The sequence below is a fragment of the Rhodanobacter glycinis genome (assembly GCF_006438785.1).
Taxonomy (GTDB): domain Bacteria; phylum Pseudomonadota; class Gammaproteobacteria; order Xanthomonadales; family Rhodanobacteraceae; genus Rhodanobacter; species Rhodanobacter glycinis_A.
The window spans coordinates 1-20,186 of the sequence record NZ_RCZB01000001.1 but is presented as its reverse complement, the minus strand read 5'-3'; the positions used below and the strand labels follow the sequence as shown (position 1 = coordinate 20,186).

Annotated in this window: 22 protein-coding genes; 9 read left to right on the top strand and 13 right to left on the bottom strand. The window is 63.8% G+C overall.

Annotated features, from left to right (window positions below):
* The first annotated feature begins 33 nt into the window (after positions 1-33).
* From EAH75_RS00105 to EAH75_RS00090, 4 genes are all read left to right on the top strand, one after another.
* On the top strand, positions 34-1,551 hold the full coding sequence (locus tag EAH75_RS00105; protein ID WP_140655693.1) for a Ppx/GppA phosphatase family protein: 1,518 nt from the start codon (positions 34-36) through the stop codon (positions 1,549-1,551).
* Between the two features lie 73 nt (positions 1,552-1,624).
* A complete protein-coding gene (locus EAH75_RS00100) occupies positions 1,625-2,338 on the top strand; it encodes a peptidylprolyl isomerase (RefSeq protein WP_140803553.1) in 714 nt (237 codons plus the stop codon).
* Between the two features lie 8 nt (positions 2,339-2,346).
* Positions 2,347-3,075, top strand: coding sequence for a UDP-2,3-diacylglucosamine diphosphatase (locus EAH75_RS00095; protein WP_140803551.1), 729 nt, complete (start codon positions 2,347-2,349; stop codon positions 3,073-3,075).
* Positions 3,076-3,331: 256 nt separating this feature from the next.
* Complete coding sequence (locus EAH75_RS00090) at positions 3,332-3,580, top strand: hypothetical protein (RefSeq protein ID WP_140655700.1); 249 nt, start codon at positions 3,332-3,334, stop codon at positions 3,578-3,580.
* A gap of 47 nt (positions 3,581-3,627) precedes the next feature.
* Here the strand turns inward: EAH75_RS00090 and mug are convergent, their stop codons facing one another.
* Positions 3,628-4,158, bottom strand: a complete 531-nt coding sequence (mug, locus tag EAH75_RS00085; protein WP_140655702.1) for a G/U mismatch-specific DNA glycosylase — start codon at positions 4,156-4,158, stop codon at positions 3,628-3,630.
* A gap of 75 nt (positions 4,159-4,233) precedes the next feature.
* Positions 4,234-4,863 carry a TetR/AcrR family transcriptional regulator gene (locus tag EAH75_RS00080; RefSeq protein ID WP_140655705.1) on the bottom strand — a complete coding sequence of 210 codons (630 nt, stop codon included), beginning with the start codon at positions 4,861-4,863 and terminating at the stop codon, positions 4,234-4,236.
* 79 nt (positions 4,864-4,942) lie between these two features.
* Between EAH75_RS00080 and EAH75_RS00075 the strand changes: the two genes are divergently transcribed.
* From EAH75_RS00075 to EAH75_RS00060, 4 genes are read left to right on the top strand one after another with little or no spacing between them, the layout of a single operon-like run.
* Positions 4,943-6,055: an HlyD family secretion protein gene (locus EAH75_RS00075; protein ID WP_140655708.1), complete on the top strand. Its 1,113-nt coding sequence runs from the start codon at positions 4,943-4,945 to the stop codon at positions 6,053-6,055.
* Positions 6,052-7,548 carry a DHA2 family efflux MFS transporter permease subunit gene (locus EAH75_RS00070; protein WP_140803549.1) on the top strand — a complete coding sequence of 499 codons (1,497 nt, stop codon included), beginning with the start codon at positions 6,052-6,054 and terminating at the stop codon, positions 7,546-7,548. The genes EAH75_RS00075 and EAH75_RS00070 overlap by 4 nt, the downstream gene beginning before the upstream one ends.
* Before the next feature lie 16 nt (positions 7,549-7,564).
* Positions 7,565-9,028 (top strand): efflux transporter outer membrane subunit, encoded by a 1,464-nt coding sequence (locus EAH75_RS00065; RefSeq protein ID WP_140655714.1) that lies wholly within the window; start codon positions 7,565-7,567, stop codon positions 9,026-9,028.
* A 14-nt stretch (positions 9,029-9,042) separates the two neighbouring features.
* A complete protein-coding gene (locus EAH75_RS00060) occupies positions 9,043-9,984 on the top strand; it encodes an aldo/keto reductase (RefSeq protein ID WP_140803547.1) in 942 nt (313 codons plus the stop codon).
* Positions 9,985-10,136: 152 nt separating this feature from the next.
* Here the strand turns inward: EAH75_RS00060 and EAH75_RS00055 are convergent, their stop codons facing one another.
* From EAH75_RS00055 to EAH75_RS00010, 11 genes are all read right to left on the bottom strand, one after another.
* A complete protein-coding gene (locus EAH75_RS00055) occupies positions 10,137-11,528 on the bottom strand; it encodes an aldehyde dehydrogenase family protein (protein ID WP_140803545.1) in 1,392 nt (463 codons plus the stop codon).
* Positions 11,529-11,530: 2 nt separating this feature from the next.
* Positions 11,531-13,177, bottom strand: coding sequence for an acetolactate synthase large subunit (locus tag EAH75_RS00050; protein WP_140803543.1), 1,647 nt, complete (start codon positions 13,175-13,177; stop codon positions 11,531-11,533).
* Between the two features lie 346 nt (positions 13,178-13,523).
* Entirely contained in the window at positions 13,524-14,795 is a 1,272-nt protein-coding gene (locus EAH75_RS00045; RefSeq protein ID WP_194150611.1) for an MFS transporter, read from the bottom strand.
* Between the two features lie 134 nt (positions 14,796-14,929).
* Entirely contained in the window at positions 14,930-15,166 is a 237-nt protein-coding gene (locus EAH75_RS00040; protein ID WP_140803539.1) for a tautomerase family protein, read from the bottom strand.
* Positions 15,167-15,217: 51 nt separating this feature from the next.
* Positions 15,218-15,928, bottom strand: coding sequence for an SDR family NAD(P)-dependent oxidoreductase (locus EAH75_RS00035; protein WP_140655732.1), 711 nt, complete (start codon positions 15,926-15,928; stop codon positions 15,218-15,220).
* Between the two features lie 106 nt (positions 15,929-16,034).
* Complete coding sequence (locus EAH75_RS00030) at positions 16,035-17,078, bottom strand: LysR family transcriptional regulator (RefSeq protein WP_241668838.1); 1,044 nt, start codon at positions 17,076-17,078, stop codon at positions 16,035-16,037.
* A gap of 91 nt (positions 17,079-17,169) precedes the next feature.
* Positions 17,170-17,364 (bottom strand): tautomerase family protein, encoded by a 195-nt coding sequence (locus EAH75_RS00025; protein ID WP_140655736.1) that lies wholly within the window; start codon positions 17,362-17,364, stop codon positions 17,170-17,172.
* 27 nt (positions 17,365-17,391) lie between these two features.
* Positions 17,392-17,703, bottom strand: a complete 312-nt coding sequence (locus EAH75_RS00020) for a tautomerase family protein (RefSeq protein WP_140655739.1) — start codon at positions 17,701-17,703, stop codon at positions 17,392-17,394.
* 43 nt (positions 17,704-17,746) lie between these two features.
* Positions 17,747-18,826: an NAD(P)H-dependent flavin oxidoreductase gene (locus EAH75_RS00015; RefSeq protein ID WP_140803537.1), complete on the bottom strand. Its 1,080-nt coding sequence runs from the start codon at positions 18,824-18,826 to the stop codon at positions 17,747-17,749.
* Positions 18,827-18,828: 2 nt separating this feature from the next.
* Positions 18,829-19,002 carry a hypothetical protein gene (locus tag EAH75_RS19550; protein WP_161596252.1) on the bottom strand — a complete coding sequence of 58 codons (174 nt, stop codon included), beginning with the start codon at positions 19,000-19,002 and terminating at the stop codon, positions 18,829-18,831.
* A gap of 298 nt (positions 19,003-19,300) precedes the next feature.
* Positions 19,301-19,717, bottom strand: a complete 417-nt coding sequence (locus EAH75_RS00010; RefSeq protein ID WP_241668837.1) for a VOC family protein — start codon at positions 19,715-19,717, stop codon at positions 19,301-19,303.
* Between the two features lie 226 nt (positions 19,718-19,943).
* Between EAH75_RS00010 and EAH75_RS00005 the strand changes: the two genes are divergently transcribed.
* Positions 19,944-20,186: DUF1153 domain-containing protein (locus tag EAH75_RS00005; RefSeq protein WP_140651931.1), on the top strand; the 243-nt coding region annotated here is incomplete at its 3' end.

Genomic DNA, 20,186 nt, shown 5'->3' with positions numbered 1-20,186 from the left:
GAATCCGCGCTTCACCGTCGCGGGAATCCTGGCGTGAGTCCAGCCGAACAGACACCGATTCGCGATGGCGAACTCATCGCCGCCGTGGACATGGGTTCGAACAGCTTCCACATGGTGGTGGCGCGCATGGAGCACGGCGAGCCGCGCGTGATCGATCGGCTGCGCGACACCGTGCGCATGGCTGCCGGCCTGCGCGCCGACGGCACGCTGGACGCCGAGCGGCGAGCCCGCGCAATGAATTGCCTGGCCCGGTTCGGCCAGCGCATCGCCGGCCTGCCTTCGATCCGGGTCCGTGCCGTGGCCACCAATACCGTGCGCCGGCTGGCCTCGCCGCAAGCCTTTCTGACTGCCGCCGAGGCGGCGCTCGGCCATCCGATCGAAGTGGTCTCCGGCCGCGAGGAAGGCCGCCTGATCTTTCTCGGCGCCGCACACGACCTGCCCGCCTCACGCGAGCCACGGCTGGTGATCGACATTGGCGGCGGCAGCACCGAATTCATCATCGGCCGCGGCCTGGCACCACTGCACACCGAAAGCGTGCAGGCCGGCTGTATCGCCTCGACCCTGCGTTTCTTTGCCGGCGGCAAGCTCACCCGCAAGCGCTGGCAGCGCGCGCACAGCGAGATCGGCGTGCTGCTGCAGCAGTTTGCCGAGGACTACCGCGAATCGGGCTGGCAGGACGCGTTCGGCTCGTCCGGCACCGCCAAGTCGATCGGATCGGTAGTGCAGGCGATGAAGTTTTCCGACGACGGCATCACGCCGGCGTCGCTCGCCTCGCTGCGCGACGTGCTGATCGAACAGGGCCAGATCAGCACCCTGAAGCTGCCCGGCCTGGTCGAGGATCGTGCGCCGGTACTCGCTGGCGGCGTGGTGATCATGGAGGCGGCATTCGCCGCGCTCGGCATCGAGCGGCTGCGCGTCTGCGAAAGCTCGATGCGCGAAGGCCTGCTGTGGGACCTGCTTGGCCGCGCCGGCGGCAGCGATCCGCGCACCGCCAGCATCGACGCGCTGGCCACCCGCTACGGCGTGGATCGCGCCCAGGCGCGCCGGGTCGAGTCGACCGCGCTGATGCTGTTCGACCAGGTGGCGCGCGCCTGGAAGCTCGACGCCGACGCGCGCGAGTGGCTTTCATGGGCCTCGCGCGTGCACGAGATCGGCCTCGCCATCGCGCACAGCCAGCACCACCACCACGGCGCCTACATCCTGCGCCATGCCGACCTCGCCGGCTTCTCGCGGCAGGAGCAGCAACTGCTGGCGGCCGTCGTCGAAATGCATCGGCGCAAACCGGACAAGTCGATGCTTGCCGCGCTGCCCCAGCGTTATCGCCAGCTCGCCCGCTATACCACCGCGCTGCTGCGCCTGGCCGTGTTGTTCAGGCGCGCCCGCCGGGCCGAGTCGCTACCGCAGATGCGCCTCGCCGCCAGCAGCAAATCGTTGCGCCTGACCCTGCCACTGGCCTGGTTCGAACAGCACCCGCTCACCGAGGCCGACCTGCAGCAGGAGCAGGCCCCGATGGCGGAGCTGGGCGTGAAGCTGGAAATCTCCAGCAATTGATCGCGTCTACCCGCCAAACCAGTTCCGTCACGGCCGCGTATCATGGCCGCACGCCCAGCCAGCCTTGATGCCCATGTTGAAATCCCTGCTTGCCACGTTGCTCCTGATCCTGCCGCTGTCACTGGTGGCACAGACTGCCAAGCCGACACCGGCCACCACCCCTGCCGCGCCGCCACAGGTGTTGCTGCGTACCTCGCAAGGCAACATCACGCTGGAGTTGTACCCGGACAAGGCACCGAAGAGCGTGGCCAACTTCCTGCAATACGTGCGCGACGGGTTTTACGACGGCACCTTGTTGCATCGAGCCATCCCCGGCTACCTGGTCCAGGGCGGCCTGTATACCCGTGAACTGCAACCCAAACGCACACGTCCGGCCATAGCGAGCGAGGCGGACAACAGTCTGTCCAACCTGCGCGGCACGCTCGCCGTGGCCCGCGGCGCCGATCCGAATTCCGGCACCGCGCAATTCTTCATCAACCTGGTCGACAACCGTCGCCTGGATTTCGCCGGCAACCAGAGTGGCCTGACCTGGGGCTATGCCGTGTTCGGCAAGGTGATCAAGGGCATGGAGGTGGTCGACAAGATCGCCGCACTGCCCACACGTGCACTTGGCCCGTTTGCCGGTGATGTACCCAATCCGCTCGTACTGATCGAAAGCGCTCACGTCGTCGGCGAGGAAACGCCGACACCTGCCGCAAGCGCGCCGACGCCAGCCAAGGCGGCGTCCACGACAACCACACCTGCAGCCAGGAACGCTGCAAAAAAAACCGCTGGCAAAAAGGGCTGATCGGTACGATGGCCACACTGTTCATCTCCGACCTGCATCTGGATCCCAGCCGGCCGCAGATCACCGCACTATTCGAAAACTATCTGGCCAGTGACGAAGTGCGCCGCGCCGACGCGCTGTACATCCTCGGCGATCTGGTCGAGGCATGGATCGGCGACGACGACGACGCCGAGCTGCCGCAGCGCATCGCCACTGCCACCCGAGACGTGCGCGACGCAGGTGTGCCGGTCTACTTCATGGCAGGCAATCGCGACTTCCTGCTGGGCAAAACGTTTGCACAGCGCGCCGGCATGATCCTGCTTGACGATGGCGTCGTGCACTACATCCACGGTCACGCCACCTTGCTGATGCATGGCGACCTGCTGTGCACCGACGATGTTGCCTATCAGACCGTGCGCCAGCAGGTGCGCAACCCCGAGTGGCAAAAACAGATCCTGTCGATGCCGCTTGACGCGCGTCGCGCATTTGCCGCGAAGGCACGCGAAGACAGCAAAGCGCATACCGGCAGCACCATGGAAAGCATCATGGACGTGAATGCCGACGCCGTGGCCCGCACCATGCGCAAGGCCGGCGTGACGCGACTGATTCACGGGCATACGCATCGGCCTGCACAACATGCATTCAAACTGGACGGGAAACCGGCCGAGCGGATCGTGCTGGGGGATTGGTACGAGCAAGGGTCGGTGTTGCGGGTGGACGGCGCCGGCGCCGAATTGCGCGGGATGGCGATCGGATAGAGCGCTCCCGTTCGCGCGACGTTTGGCGCTGATCGGCACGTCTGGCGGAACGAGCAAGGTACCTCGGAGGGAATCAAATGCTATCGATCTGGGGGTACGCTGGACCTCCCGCAGCGGCATCGCCAGCCGTCGGGCTGCCTACCAGCACCAGGAGCAGTAGAAACGGTTTCTCTCTGGAGGCGTTTTCAGGATGCGGACCGACCACGACCTCGGTGATCGTTGGCGGAAATGGCCCGCTTTGCACGAGGAGTACCCCATGATCTTGACCGTCTTTCTTGTGGCCCCCAATGACGTTCGAATCGAACACATCGAGGAAGCCCCCGAGTTGCTTGAGCGTGATGGGCGCTGGTTTTCGTTGCGCGGCGGCCCCCGTCAACCGCGGCCGACGGACCGCGTGTGGGATCCGGTGGCTGTCTATGCCCCCGACGAACTGACCGAAGAGGAGTTCCAGGAACTCTTCGAGCTCAATAAAAAGCACGTACCGGAGTTGAACTTGAGGTACTGACTGGACGCGCGGCAAAAGGGTGCAGCCCTTGCCGCTGCGACCATCGTTCAACGAGCGAACGAAGCTTTACCCTCAACTACCGCGAGATGAAGCAGACGGTAGGCCTCGACCAGATCATCGAGAGAGAATGCCCGGTTTCTGCCGCTGGGGTTGGGCAGTACCCAGATGGCAGAGCCCTGCATCGTGGCCGGCTGCAATCCCCAGGCAACTTCTGGTCGCCCCGATAACGCCGAATAAGCGGCCTTGCCAAGGAAAGCGACGAAACGCGGGCGGGTGCGAGCAATCTTTTGCTCGAACTCGGCCGCGGCCGAGATGAACTCCTGCGGCGACAGCTCGTCCGCCCTTGCGGTGGGTCGCTTGACCACCGACGTCAGGCCACATCGGTGCTGGAGGATCGCGCGATCGTTCCGGGGCAGTATTTCCTCCGGAGTGAAGCCGGCCAGATGAAGCACCCGCCAAAAGCGGTTACCTCTGCCCGCAAAATGATGCCCTGTGGCAGCCGCCGCCATGCCGGGGTTGATCCCGCAGAACAGCACCGCAAGATGCCCGGCGATGATGTCGGGAAGCGTGTCAGCCACGACGTGCCTCAAGCGTCCCTGAGGCCTTGAGCTCGACCCTCGCCATGGCGAGTCCGGCGATCCTGCGTTGTGCGGTCATCCGCAGATCATGCTCACCGCTTTGCGCGCAAGCCTCCTCAGATCGCGCCGCGAAGTGCCAGCACGGGCGCGAATGGCCATGGTGTGCATCGTGGCCGAGGCGAGCATGGCGAGAGCCTCGGGATCGGCGTCCTTTCTCAGCTCCCCGGCTTCGCGCGCCAATCGGAGGCGGGCCTCGAAACCGGCATCGAGCGTGCGCAGACCGGTGGCGACGAGACTGCGGATTTCAGCGTCGTCGACGGCCTCGGTCACCGCCGTTCCGACCACGAAACATCCGCGTGCGCGGTCTGCTCCGGAAAAATAAATGGACAGCGCCGCGTCGTAGACGCGCATCAATGCCTCGTCCAGTGCCCCGCCTCCATCGAGCGCTTCACGCATCGCCGCACATTTGAGCTCCCAATAGTCGCTCAGCGCCTTGATGTAGATCGCGTGCTTGTCGCCAAACGCTGCACGCAGGCTCGGCCTGTTCATGCCGGTCGCAGCAGCGATGTCGTCGAGCGAGGTGCCCGAGTAGCCACCCTTCCAGAATGCGTCCGCCGCTGCCCTTAGCGCGACCTCGGGCTCATAAGCGCGCGGTCGTCCCCGCGGCTTCTTCTTTGCACTATCTTTTTTTGTTCGGTCATGCATAAAAAGGTTGAATCTCCGCTGCGCCTGGGCATATTATCCGAACCCGAACAAAATTCAACAACCCCGAAGGCCGCTCGTGATGCGCAAACAATTCGATGAGGTGCTTGATGGCCCTGCTTCGGACAGTCACGCCGAGATGGCGCGCCCTGCCCTCAAGGAAAGGTTGCGCCGGCCCCTGATGCTGGCCCTGCCGGTCTTGTTGGTCGTACTGGGCATCGGCAAATATCTGGCCGGCGAGCGTTATGTCGAGACTGACGACGCTTTCGTTCGCGCGGCGAAGGACTCCATCAATGCCAGGGTGTCGGGCCAGGTGGTCGAGATTGCGGTAAGGGAGAATCAGCGCGTGCGCAAGGGCCAGTTGCTGTTTCGGATAGACGCACAGCCCTACAAGATTGCCGTCGCGCAAGCCGAGGCGCGACTGAGCAGCGCGCGCATCCAGGTCGAGGCCCTCAAGACAACCTATCGCCAGCAACTGGCCGAGCTCCAATCGGCCCGGGATTCGGCTGACTTCGACCGGCGCGAATACGAACGCAAGAAAGGACTGCTTGCCTCCGATTTTGCGTCGCGCGCGAGCTATGAGCGAGCTGAAACGGATTTCAAGGTCGCCCGCCAGCACATCGCGTCGGCCCGGCAAGCGGTTGCCAACAGCGTCGCCGGATTGAACGGTGACCCGGATATCGAGGCCAGTCGCCACCCGACAGTCCGCGAGGCTCAGGCGCAACTGGATCGCGCGAGGCTGGAGCTCTCCTATACCGATGTCGTGGCCCCGGACGACGGCATCGTGACCCAGGTCGACGACCTGCAAGCGGGTGATTTCGTCGGCAGCGGCACGGCAGTGTTCTCCATGATGTCCAGCCGGCACATCTGGGTGGAGGCGAATTTCCGTGAGACCGGCCTCACTCGCATGCGCCCGGGCCAGGCGGCGACCATCGATGTGGATGTCTATCCGGGACATGGCTTCAAGGCGCATGTGGTCAGCATGAGCCCCGGTACCGGATCGGAATTCTCGGTGTTGCCGCCTGAGAACGCGACCGGCAACTGGGTAAAGGTCGTCCAGCGTCTGCCAGTTCGCCTCGAGTTCGATGCGGTCGATCCAAAGTGGCCGCTGTACTCCGGCATCAGCGTCACGGCGCGGGTCGACACGCTGCGGGAGCCGCTTCAGGCAGTGGCCGCGACAGCGGTGGCCCGATGAGCGCTTCCCTCCACCTGGGCACCGCGGCGGGCAACCATCGCGCCCTCGTGGTGGCCGCCCTGCTTGCGACCTACATGCAGGCAGTCAACATCTCGATCCCGAATGCGGCGGTGCTGCATATCCAGGGCGGTCTGTCGATGACCGACGACGAGATCGGCTGGGTCTTTACCTCATACATCGCGGCAAGTGCCATTGTCATGCCGATGATGCATTGGCTCGCGGCCAGCTACGGCAGGAAGGCCGTCTTTCAGGTCTCTATCGCCATCTTCACCGTCGCGCTCATGCTCGACACGCTGGCGACGACACCACTGCAGTTCGTAGCCGCCCGGATCGTCCAGGGCGCCGCCAGCGGTACGCTCGCCCCCCTCTCGATGGCGATTCTTCTCGATGAATTGCCGCCGTTGCGGCATGGACGGATCGGCATGGTGTGGAGCGTGACGTCGCTGCTCGGGATCCTCAGCGGTCCGGGCATTGGCGGCTGGCTCAGCGAATATCATGGCTGGCATTCGATCTTCTACATCAGCGTTCCGATGGCCGCCTTCATCTTCCTGACGATGGGCTTCTGCCTGAGCGAGAAGAAGTTCGCCAAGGGCCCGCCCTTCGACTTCTTCGGGCTGGTGACATTCTCGATGGGCATTGCCGGACTGCAGATGCTGCTCGACCGCGGCGAACGCATGGAATGGTTTGCCTCGCCTGAAATCTGGGTGGAGGCCATGGTCTCGGCGCTCGGCTTCTATCTCTACATCGTGCATGTCCTGACCAGACAGGAGCACTTCCTCAACAAGGCGTTGTTCAAGGACCGTAATTTCGGCCTCTCGACGATCATCTTCTTCGCGTTCGGCTTCGTCCTGCTGCCGACGTTGGCGCTGACGTCACCGATGCTCGAGGAATTGCTCCGCTATCCCGCCGACACGGCCGGCTACCTGACGATCCCGCGTGGCGTCGCCCTGATCGGCGCGTTGATCCTGACCTGGCGCGCACCGACGCGAATCGACAACCGGCTGCTCCTGCTCGTTGGCATGGCGCTCGTGGTCTACGGCAATTGGCGAATGCTTGGCTATTCGCCGTTGATGGATGGGTGGCCGATCGTCGTGGCGGGCGCGCTCCAGGGAGCAGGCCTGGGCATGATGATGCCCGCACTCACCCGAGAGGCCTTCGGCACGCTCGACCCGAAATTCCGCACGGAAGGCACCGTGCTCTTCAACCTGTCGCGGCTGTATGGCAGCACGATCGGCGTCGCGATCGTCCAGATCTACTTCTTCAAGAACACCCAGAGCATGCACCTGGCGCTCGCCTCGCATCTGCGGCCTTACGGCGCCGTCGCCCATGCGACCGGCGTCCTTTCGGGCCGGGCACTCGCCATGGTCAACGAGAGGGTAACGGGTCAGGCGGCGATCATCGCAGTCATCGGCCAGTTCAAGATCTTGATGATCGCCATGCTCATCGTGAGCCCGCTTGCCCTGCTTCTCCGCAAACCGCGTCCAGGCAACTGACTCGTGGAGCCGCAAAATGAAACTGGTTAGATCGTTCCTGTTTAAACAGCTTGCCCGGATAGTCGTGACCTCCGCCTCCACGCTTTTGTCCGCGTGCATGGTGGGCCCCGATTATGAGAGACCGGCAGCGCCCCAGTCGCAACACTATGACGCGCAGGCCGAGCATCAACTTGTCGAAACCGGCAGGCCGGTTGGCGCCCAGCACATCGACCTCGGCAAAAAGGTCGACGGCGACTGGTGGTCGGCCTTTGGCTCGGCGAAGCTTGACCAGGTGATGCGCAAGGCGATCGACGGCAACCTCGACCTGCAAGCGGCAGATGCGACCATCGCTCGGGCGAACGAAGCCGTCGCGGCTGCCGGCGGCGGCTTGCTTCCGCAGGTGGATCTTGGGGTCCAGGGCGGTCGCCAGCGGACGGGTAGCGGTGCCAGGTTGTCCACCTCGAACTTCTATGCGGCCGGACCGCAGGTCAGCTTCCATTTCGACCTTTTCGGCGGCACAAAACGGCTGGTCGAGGAACGCACGGCGCTGGCCGATCTGCAGAGGCATCGGTTCGACGCCGCCTACCTGACCGTGACCGGCGATGTCGCCAGCCAGGCGTTCTTGCTCGCATCCGCGCGAGCGCAGATCGACGCGGTTCAGGACCTGCTCGCCGACGATCGGAAGAACCTCGAGCTTGTCCGCGCCGCACATGCCTACGGCAGTGCCACCCAGATCGACGTCGCGCTGGCTGCGACCCAACTCGCGCAGGACGAGACCTTGCTGCCGCCGCTTGCCCAGCAACGGGACACGGCCCGGCACGCGTTGTCGGTACTGGCCGGGAAAGGACCTGCCGATTGGGTGGCGCCAGACTTCGATCTCTCCGATTTCGCGTTGCCGGCGAATTTGCCGGTCAGCCTGCCCTCCGAGGCGGCTCGCAACCGGCCGGACATTCTCGAAGCCGAGGCTCGACTCCATGCAGCGAGTGCCGCGATCGCAGTGGCGACAGCAGACCTCTACCCCCACCTGCAGCTCTCCGCGTCGCTCGACCAGATCGGCCCTGGCATCGGCACGCTATGGAGTGTCGCCGGAGCACTGACCGGGCCGATCTTTCATGGAGGCGCCCTCAAGGCGAACCGTCGCGCCTCCATCGACAGCTACAAGGCATCCCTCGCTGGCTACCAGCAGACGGTCATCGCGGCATTGGGCCAGGTCGCCGACGTGCTGCAGGCGATCAACCATGACACCGAGGAATTTGCGGCGCAGGAGCGTGCGCTGAACGCTGCCGAAGTGAGCCTCAGGTTGAACCGGGCGGGCTACCGGGCGGGCGAGATCGACGTGCTGCAAGTGCTGGACGCCGAACGCACCTATCAGCGGGCGCTGATCGGCAAGATCCGGGCGAAAACGGCGCGATATCTCGATACAGCGCAGCTTTCCGTCGCACTCGGAGGCAATTCCAGCGGCGCTTTCGAGCGTAGATTGGCATCCCGGAACGAACAATGATCTGGAGTACGAGCATGCACCCATCCAACTCTTTTCAAGATACGAAAATTCCTCTTGTCCACGGAACGGGAGCGATCCCGGCCGTCGGGTTCGGCACCTTGATTCGCGACCCTGTTGCGGCCAAAGAGGCTGTCAAGGTCGCGCTGGAGGCGGGGTTCCGGCATCTCGATTGCGCTGAGCTCTACCGCAATGAAGACGTGGTCGGGCATGCGATGCGGGAAGCGTTCGAGGCCGGTACGGTTCAACGCAAGGACCTCTTCGTCACCACCAAGCTATGGAACAACAATCACCGTCCGGAGCGGGTCAGCCCCGCCCTCGAGGCGAGCCTGGGTCGACTGCAACTGGACTATCTCGATTGCTACCTGATCCATACGCCCTTTGCCTTTCAACCCGGCGACGAACAGTATCCAAACGACGAACATGGTCAGCCGATCTATGATTCCGGGGTAACGCTGATGGAGACGTGGCGGGCGATGGAGCGCCTCGTGGATGAAGGCAAGTGCAGATCCATCGGACTGTCCGACATCCGCCTGGAGAAAGTGAAAGAGATTGTCGCCGCGGCCAGGATCAAGCCCGCCGTGGTTCAGGTCGAATGCCATCCCTATCTTCCCGAATGGGAGTTGCTCGAATTCTGTCAGCAGCATGGCATTGTGCTGCTCGCCTTCGCGCCGTTGGGACATGGGATGGAGCCGAAAATAACGGACGACCCGTTGATCAACGCCATCGCCCGGCGTGTCGACAAGACGCCAGCTCAGGTTGCACTGGCCTGGGCTGTGCAACGCGGCAGCGCGTTGCTGACCACGTCGACCAACCCCGACCGGATCCGGCAGAATTTCGACATTTCGCCCCTGCCCGACGATGCCATGCAGGAGATACGAAATGGCATCGCGACGAGCGTCCGGTTCAACGCCGTGGTCGAGACCGGCGTGCCCGGATTCGTTCCGCAGGTTGGCTGAGCGACAAGCCTTCCTTGCCGACCCATGCGGCGGTGACCATGGCAAGGGCAAGCCCTTGACCGCCGAGCGACGTCGCCTTAAGCCTCCCGGAGCGATCCTCGCCCCGAAGGTGCACGACGCCATCAAACAGCGAGCTGGCCAGACTCCCGCCGCTATCCGTCGTATCGAAGGACCAGCATCTTCTCCTGGGACATCTCTTCCATCGAATACGGGATGCCACCAACACCATAACCAGACTGGCGCCTGCCCGCGAAGGGCATCCAGTCCGTGCGAAACGCCGTGTGATCGTTGACCAGCACGGTGGACGCATCAAGCCGCCGGGCAGCTCGCATCGCGGGACCGATGTCGGCGGAAAACACGCTGGCCTGGAATGCGAAGGGCAGCGAGTTGGCGATGTCGATGGCCTTGTCGAGCTCCTGGAACCCGTAAACGCACGTGACGGGCCCGAAAATTTCAAGCTGGGAAACCTTCGAATCGACGGCTGGTTCGACCAGGATGGCCGGCATGAGCGTGGTCGCGGACTGGCGGCCGCCGCCAATGATCACCGCGCCAGCCGATACCGCTTCATCAGTCCAGGACATCACTCGATTCGCTTCATGCGGGGTGATCAGCGGACCCACCTCGGTCTCCTGCAAGAGTGGGTCACCCACACGAAGCGATCGAACCCGTGCTGCAAGTCGCTCGACAAACTCGTCCATGACATCCGCATGAACGAAGATTCGCTGGGTGGAAACGCAAACCTGGCCCGCGTGATAGTAGCCACCCTTCACGATGGGCTCGATGATCCGGTCCAGCGGAGCACTTCGATCCACGATGACGGGTGCGGCACCGCCATGCTCCAGCGCACAACGCGTTCCCGGGGCGAGCTTGCTGCGCAAGTACCAGCCGACTCTTGCCGATCCGATGAAGCTCAGGAAGGCCACGCGCGGATCCGTTGCGAGACGTTCCGCCAACGCGTTGTCATCCGTGATGAAGGTCTGGCACCACGGCTCATCGAGACCTGCTTCCCGAAGAAGAGCAACGAAATCGAGGCAGGACAGCGGCGTGGCCATGGCCGGCTTCACGATGACCGGACAACCGACTGCAATCGCCGGTGCCACCTGATGGACGATCAGATTCAATGGGTGATTGAAGGCCGATATGGCAGCGACCACCCCGATCGGCTCCTTGGTGGTGAAAGCCCATCGCCCTTCGCTGGCCGGCGTGAGACCCATGGGGATTTCCCGGCCCGCAAAAACGCGCAGCTCCTCGGCGGCATTGCGCAATCCGTCGATCGCCCGGATCACCTCGACAGCCGCATCGGATAATGGCTTTCCCCCTTCGCGCGAGATGAGCTGGGCGAAATGTGCTTGCCGCGCCTCCAGCAGACTGGCGGTGCGCCAGAGTATGCCGCTGCGCTGATGGGGTTTGAGCCATGCCCCACGATCTCGCATCGTCCGGGCGGCGGAAGCAAGCTTGGCTTCCAGCGTCTGCGCATCGTCCATCGGAATCTCGCTGATGACCGTCCGGTCGAACGCCTGCAAAACCTGAAGTGTCTGTGACATCGTCATGCTCCCTTCTCTACCGGTAAACGTTGCTGCAACTCGTCGACCAGCACCCGCTTGTTTTCCGAGTAGTCGATGGGCACGACGACAAGCTGCACGCCCCCATCGGCAAACGCCTTCTCCAGGATCGGGCGCAATTCGGCAACGGCATCGACCCTCGTTCCCGTAGCGCCGTAGGCCTTGGCGTAGATGACGAAATCGGGGTTGCCGAAGGTCATGCCGAAATCCGGAAACTGATCGACGGCCTGCTTCCAGCGAATCATGCCGAATGCATGATCCTCGAGAATCAGCACGACAAGGTTGAGTTTTAGCCGGACGGCCGTTTCCAGCTCCTGGCTGTTCATCATGAAACCGCCGTCGCCGCAAACCGCCATGACGCGACGTTCGGGATACAGCATCGCGGCCATGATTGCCGCCGGCAGACCTGCTCCCATCGTGGCCAGGGCGTTGTCGAGCAGCAGCGTATTGGCAACGCGTGTTCGATAATTTCGCGCGAACCAGATCTTGTACATACCGTTGTCGAGGGACAGGATGCCGTCCGCCGGCATGACCTCGCGCACATCGTGTACCAGTCGTTGCGGCGTGAAGCGGTTTTCGGTGGCGCGTGCCGCGATCCGGCTCAGGATGCCTTCCCGCAATGGCAGCAGGGCCTGCGCATGGGGAAGCCTGCCTTCAACGCGATCTGCAAGCAGTCTCAGTGACGGCCCGAGATCGCCGATCACCTCCGCCTGGGGGAAATAAACCTGCTCGACATTGGCCGGCTGATAGCCCACGTGGACGACCTTCGGTCCCTTGACGCCCATGATGAAAGGCGGCTTCTCGACCGTGTCATGACCGATGGTGACAATGAGATCGGCGCGCTCGATCGCCTCATGCACGTAGTCACGTTCCGAAAGTGCCGCCGTGCCCATGTAAAGCTCGCTGCCGCCCGGCACGGTGCCTTTGCCCATCTGCGTGGTGAAGTACGGAATCCGCGTGCGCAGCACGAACTGGGCGAGATCCGAAGTGGAGCGTGGCCGCGATGCCGCTGCGCCCAGCATCAGCAGCGGCGACCGGGCCTGCATGATCATCTGCGCGGCGCGATCAAGAGAGTCCGTGCTCGCCATCGGAAATTCGATCGGGTGCGAGGGAATCACCGCCACCTCATCGCACTGCTCAGCCGCGACATCTTCGGGAAGTTCCAGCAGCACCGGGCCCGGCCGCTCCTCCGCTGCCACGCGGAAAGCCTCGCGCACCATCGCCGGGATCATCGTTGCAGAGATGATCTGCCGTGAAAGCTTGGTCAGCGGCTTCATCGTCGCGATGATGTCCACGATCTGGAAGCGCGCCTGCCGGGACGAGCGGATGGCCTTCTGGCCGGTGATCATGATCATCGGCATGGCGCCCAGCAGCGCATACGCGGCACCCGTCGTGAGGTTCAATGCCCCTGGCCCAAGCGTCGTGATGCAAACCCCTGGCTTGCCGGTGAGCCTTCCATAGGTGGCCGCCATGAATGCGGCGGCTTGCTCATGCCGGGTCAGCACGAGCTCAATCGACGACCGCCTGATGGACTCGACGATGTCGAGATTCTCTTCACCCGGAATCCCGAAAATCCGATCGACGCCCTCGTTTTCCAGGGCAGCTACGAACAGGTCAGATCCTTTAAGCATGAGCCATCTCCGAGGAAAAATCGAAACAGAACCGAGCGTATGGCACCTTCAGAAGTAGCGACCGGCTGTGCGCTCGGATTGTCATCGGGGGCCTCCGTGGGCGTCCATTCCGAACGGCTCGAATGGCACGCAGCGTTGCAACCGGTAATACCGGTGTCCAGCCTCGATTATCGTCCTGAAGGGTGAAAGACCAAAGCACATGCAAATGCGCCGCCGTCGAACGATCCAGGGCCGTATTCCACACGGATGGGATGGAGAACGTGGACGAGCCGGGCGCCACGGTGCCAAGTATGTTTCATGCAGTTCCTCACAGCGCCAAGTGGGAGATGGGTGCACCACAGCCCGATCAGGTGGGCGTGCGCGGGACATGGCGAGAACGAACCCAGGCATTGAACCCCGCACACAGGATCAGCAGCGATCCGGTGACGAAAAATACGTCGTGCAATCCGACTCGTGCCCCGATCTGGCCACCGACCAGCGGCCCGACCACCTGGCCGGTGAACTGAGCCGACTGCAAGTAACCGAGCGTCTTGCCGGAGTGCCTTTCATCAGCCGACTGACGCACCAGCTTGGCGATTGCCGGGAGCAGCCCCGCGATCGTCATGCCCATCAGCCCACGCAGGATCGCCAGTTGCCACCACTGCGTCACGAACGCTTGCGGCACCATCACCAGGCCCGTCGCCACGAGGCAGCCGATGATGACCTTCCAGCCGCCCACGCGATCGGCCAGTGCGCCGAGCCGCGCCGCGGTCAGCATGCTGCCCAGTGCCGAAGAGGCCATGACGATGCCGGCCACTCGCGTCAGATGATCGATGGGGACCCCGAGCTGCCCGATGTACACCGTGATGATCGGTTCGATCGACATGTTGGCGAACAGCACCATCATCGCGGTGAACGGCAAGGCGACGATCACGGCGCGGTTGGACGCGATCGCGGCCTGGCTTTGTGCAGCCGCCCGTTGCGGGTGGTCGACTTCACGATCGAAATCTTCCCGCACCAGCAAGATCGTCGCCGCCGCCGCCACCGCGATCATCGCGCCACCCACGAAGAATGTGCCGCGCAACCCGACCCATGCCGGCAGGAACCCACCCACCAATGGTCCGACCAGGTTGCCCATGAGCGCGCCTGTCGACAGGAGGCCGAGCGCCCAGCCGGCACGTTCGCGTGGTGCCTGGGTACCGATCATCACGATCGATGCCGAGGCATAACCGCCGAGCAGACCGGCGAGCAGGCGCAGCCCGACCAGTTCGACGACAGTGTGCGCAACTCCTATCAACGACATCACCACCGCCATGCCGATGGCGGCGCGGACCAGCATCGGCTTGCGCCCGAAACGGTCGGCCAGATGCCCCCAGAGTGGCGCAGTAACGGCCGTACCGACGAAGGTCGCGCCGAACGCCACGCCGGACCACTGGATGATGGCGGACGACGAGGTAACACCCAGCTGCTGCACATACAGCGGCAGGAACGGCAGCAGCATGCTCAGGCTCACCAGCGTGGTGAAGGAACCGAACACGCAGACGATCAGATTACGCCGCCAGTACGGTGAGTTGCGTTCTGCATAACTCAACCGGCTCGCCTCGCGACCCAACCGGTAGATGCCCGGGTTCGCTTGCATCGGCATTTTCATTGCCTCACTTTGCGCGCGCCGCGCCGCGTCCCACCGGGCCGTGGCAGAGCGCACGGCCGGTGGCCTGACTGGCGCGCGCGAGATACCTGCCACACGGGTTCACCGTGCAGCCGCCGCGCGACCTATTTCGGGTTGGTCTGGCGCTTTTTGCGGAGCTCGGCGACGGGCAGTCCACCCCATCCCCAGTTCTCCATCTCGACTTCCTCGATCACGACAAAGGTCGCGTCGAGCGGCTTGTTGAGCACGTCCAGCAGCAGTTGGCTGGCTCCCTTGATGAGCGCCGCCTTTTCCTCGGCCGTCGCCGCGGTCCGGTCAGGCGTGGAACCCTCGCGTGTGATCTGGATGGTGACCATGGGCATGGCTGTGTTCCTCGGTAGATCGGGCGAGCGGCGAGCCCGCCCGGGGAAGTGTCAGTGACCGGCGCTCTGGCCACCATCGACGTGCAGGATCTCGCCCGTCACGAAACCGGCGGACTCCAGGTACAGCACGCCACCGACGATGTCGCTGATCTCGCCCATGCGGCCAACCGGATGCAGCGAGGCGAGTGCGCCGTAGCTCTCCGGCCCGTGCATCGGGGTCTTGATCACGCCCGGCGCCACCGCATTGACGCGGATGCCGCGCTTGGCGTATTCGATCGCCAGCGATTTGGTGGCGGCGTTCAGCCCGCCCTTGGTCAGCGCGGCCAGCACCGACGGCACGCCGTCAATGGCGTGCTCAGCCAGGGTCGTGGTGATGCTGACCACGTGGCCGCTGCCCTGCTTCTCCATCTCGCCGATCGCCAACTGGGTGATATGGAAGAAACCGTTGAGGTTGACGGCCAGATTCTGGGCGTAGTCCTCGGCGGTGAAGGCGGTGAACGGCTTGGCCGTGAAGATGCCGGCATTGTTCACCAGCGTGTCGACGCGACCGAAACGGGCGATGGCTTCCTTGATGATGCGCTCGGCCACCGCGCGATCCGAAATGTCGCCGGCGACCGTCAGCACGTCGGGATTCCCCGACGGCTGGATCGAGCGCGAGTTGGCGACCACGCGATAATCGCGATCGAGGAAGGCCTTGACCAGGCCTGCGCCGATGCCCTGAGATGCGCCGGTAATGACTGCTACTTTCCGCTGGGTGCTCATAATGCTGATACCTCAAAGATGTGGGGGAAGTGCGAGAACCGTCGAAGAGTCCGGCGGTTCCGACAGCCCACAATCTAGGCCCGCATCGCGGATTAGCGAATCCCTGCTATCCGGCAGACATCCTTCCACGCCGCGAGGGAATCGGCCGTTCGACAGGCGGCCCGGAATGCTTCACCAGACCGGCGAAATGCGAGCGCAGACGCGGTAGCGCGAAGTCCACGAAGGCGCGCACCTTCGGCACGGAAAGACGGCCATACGGCGACACCAGATTGACGGGAATGGGCGCAGGTTCCGCTTCGGCAAGCACGATGCTCAGCAATCCCTGATCGACCTCCCGGGCCACGTGATAGGAGAGCAAGCGCGTCACGCCATGACCCTCGACTGCCGACGCAACCGAGGCCTTTACGCTGTTGATCACCAGCCGTGGCGTGAATGAAATGGAACGGGGGACCGAGGTCCCCTCCAGCGCGGGGAAGCTCCATGAATCCGGACCCGAATGCGCCAGAGCGATGATCCGATGCTTTGCCAGATCGGCAGGCTCCACGATCCGCGGGTGCGTTGCCAGATAGCGTGGCGACGCCACGACAACTCGACGAACTTCACCAATGCGATGCGCGACAAGCGTGGAATCGGCCAGATGCGTAATGCGCAGGGCCAGATCCATGCCTTCGTCGATCAAGTTTACCGGGCGTTCCAGCATGTGCATCCGCACGGTGACTGTCGGGTATTCATCCATGAAGGCGTCCACGATAGGCCGCAGGATCTCCACCCCGGCGAACACGGTCGAGGTGATGGTCAGCGTGCCGCGCGGCACCGACCGCTCGCCCGCCGCTTGCCGATCCGCTTCTTCCAGATCGGCGAGAATCTTCCTGCAGGACAGCGCATAGCGCTCTCCTGCCTCGCTCAACTTGATTGACCGTGTCGTCCGGTGCAGCAACGGCACGCCCACACGATCTTCCAGAAAAGCGATGGCCCGGCTCACTGCGGCAGCGGAGCGGCCGGTCTTGCGACTGGCGCCGGCAAGGCTGCCTTCATCGAGCGCCGCGATGAAGACTTTCATGGCGTCCAGACGATCCATAGCGCGTGCCTCGCAGATCTGCAGTCGACGGTAAATGCCGGTGGCCAATTTGACCACCAGGCCGGCGATCACGTCGATAGCGCACTGGCGCGATGGGTTGGAGGCCGCCCAGGATAACGGCCCACCCAGGCAAAGCGACCCGCCATGGATGCGTGCTTGCGCGCTAGCTTCGGGGCGAACCGGGCGGCGCGTAGTCGATCTCCTTGAGGTTCGACGCGTCATGCTCGTGGATGACCACGGTGACGAACTTCGGATCGGCACCCAGTGTCGCGCGAGTGGCCTCGGTGAGGTCCTGCATGAGCTTGTGCTTCTGTTTCGGCGACAGTCCGCGCTTGATATGACATTGGATCAATGGCATGAGGAACTCCTCCGCAAACGTGGTGGATCAGAATTCGGCTGCGGGAGCACCAAAATCCGGCAGGTGACGGTCGTCTTCCACAAAGTCGATTCCGCGACTTTCCTGGATGACAAGGAAGACGTTCCCGCGCGGCTCGCCGGTCGCGCTGCTGATCACATCCAGCAACGATGACGCAAACCGCCGCTTCTGCTCGTCGGTTCGACCGTTGCGCATGTTTATCGTGACGATGGCCATCAGGGTCTCCTTCGGATGATATGGGCCGGTGTTACTTGACTGGTGGCGACGGCGCCCATCGGTATATCGTGCAAGGCGCGGCGCCAGCTCCGCATGCGCGGGCATGGCACCGGGTGATCCACGCTCGCCTCACCACGCGGGGCGTCGTTCAGCACTTCAAAGCCTCGGCCAGCTCGGCATCCAGCGCCTGCATCAACGCACGGGTGGAAAGTGCACGTGCCAGCGGTGCGCCCTGCCCGGCCCAATGCGCGCCGTAGCCGGTCTGGCCGGCGGCCTTGCCGGCCCGATTCAGCGCCTTGCCGGCGTCGTAGGCGATCGGGTAATCGGGCACGCTGCCGTCAGGCACGCCGGCGCCCCAGTGCGTGAATGCACGTTCGAGACTTCGCGCCGGACGTCCGGAAATCACCCGCGTCATCGTGGTGTGGTGGGCCGCATCGCTGAACAGGCGCTCGCGATAGCCGGCATCCGCCAGCGACTCGTCTGTGGCGATGAACGCCGTCCCCAACTGCGCGGCGCTGGCCCCCAGCGCCAGAGCCGCAGCGATGCCGGCACCGTCCATGATTCCGCCAGCGGCGATCACCGGTACGTTTGCGGTTCGCGCCAGCATCCGCGTCAAGGCAAGGGTGCCCAGGCGACTGTCCTCGATGTCTGGATCGAACATGCCTCGATGCCCGCCGGCCTCGTAGCCCTGGGCCACGATCGCGTCGATGCCGGCTGCCTCGATCGCCGCGGCCTCCGCGAGGTTCGTCGCCGTCGCCAGCAGGACGATGCCGGCGTCGTGCAGTGCGTCGATCTGATGCCGATGCGGCAGGCCGAAATGGAAACTCACGACGGTGGGCTTCTCCTCGACCAGCATGCCCAGCATGTCGTCGTCCACCAGAAACGAGCGGTAAGGTTCCTGCAGCTGTGCGGGCGCGCTGGCTCCCAACCGTTCGAACTGCTGCCGCAGGAGCCCCAGCCAGGCGGTCTCCCTGGCCCGATCTGCGTGTGCAGACCGGTGCACAAAGACATTTGTATTGAGCGGCCCGGCGCTCAGCGCACGAAACTGCTGGATCGCCTTCCGCGCCTCGGCTGCAGTCATCGCGCCGAAGCCCAGCGAGCCCAGGCCGCCACTTTCGGCCACCGCGGCGGCCATGGACGGCGGCGATATTCCCGCCATCGGCGCCTGGATGATCGGAACGCGGATACCCAGCAGGTCGGGCAACTTCGGGTTGTCATGCGTCGCCATGATCAGCTCTCCTTCGGCAAGGAAGTCGGGTTTGGAAAGTTGGCCGACCGACTGGCCGGCTCGCAGGTGATGATCTGCTCGTCCGGTTCGGCCAGACACCCGCGCGCCAGACCCAGTGTGTTGCCGGCCTCCCGCTCGTTCTTCGCCTCGTGCATCTTGCGAACGGGATCGAACAACGCATCGTCATCGGCAAAGCGACTCGGCGAACGCAGCGCCGGAAAAGGTCGACCAAGACCGGAGCTCGCCGCGCTGCTCAGGAAGGCCCTTGCATCGCCAGGGTTGGTTGCCGCACTCGCCGGGCCGTTGCAGTGGCCACTCGCCTTTGGTGGAAGTGGACGCCACTGTAAACGGATGCCGGCCGAGGCGCAGCCACACCGCTCGACATTCAGCCTTCCGCCGTTCGGAAGAATGACGGCTGTGGTGAGAAACTCGATGGAGCGTGGCTACGCAACAGTCCTCCGCGCTCAACCCGCGTCAATCCGCCGGCGTGCAAACCAATTCGATGCGAACGCCGCCTGGCTCACGCAGCATGCAGTGCACTCTCGGACCGTTGCCTACGAGCTCGGGGGCAAATTCCACCACTACATCCGGCCACGCCGATACTCGAGCATGGAGATCCGCGAGTGCCGTCAGGTTGGCGACCTTCAGCGCCAGGTGATGCAGTCCCACGTTCTTGCGTCGATCGAAGGCAACATGTCCACCAGACGCCACCACCTGCCACAAGGTCACCCGTGTCACGCCGTCAGAAACGAACACGGCCGGGTACTCCGGCTTCTCTCCCACCACCTGCCAGCCCAGACACTCCACAAAGAAGCGACGCGATCGTTCCAGGTCGGCCACGGTGAGTCCCACATGATCAACGCCGATCGTTGCGGCAGCACGGTTTTGCACTGGCTGTACTCCTCTGGATGCTTCACGCCGCCGAAGCCAATGCTGCGCAGTCTGTCTGCGCCAGCAGTCACGATGACGCCCGGATTCTAAAGCCGACATGCCGCTCAAAACCGTCAGCCGAGAGCCTGGTAGACCAAGATGCGGGGCAACGGCTTGGTTCGCCTCCAGGCAAATGTAATGACCCAGTGAATTCCTGCTCAGGTGTTACCTTTCCGAGGAGACACAGATGAGCGCAGTAATGGACGAAGAGATCAAACGCTGGACAGCGCGACGGAAGTCGGCGCTGGTGCTGGAAATTATCCAGGGCAAGACCACGCTATCGGAGGCGAGTCGTCAGTTCGACCTGCCGCCGTCGGAGATCGAGAGCTGGGTCGAGGATGGCAAGCGGGGCATGGAAAACGCCCTTCGTGCCAAGCCCGAGGACGTGCGCGAGCAGTACGAGCGGCAGCTGAAGGATCTGCAAGAAGCC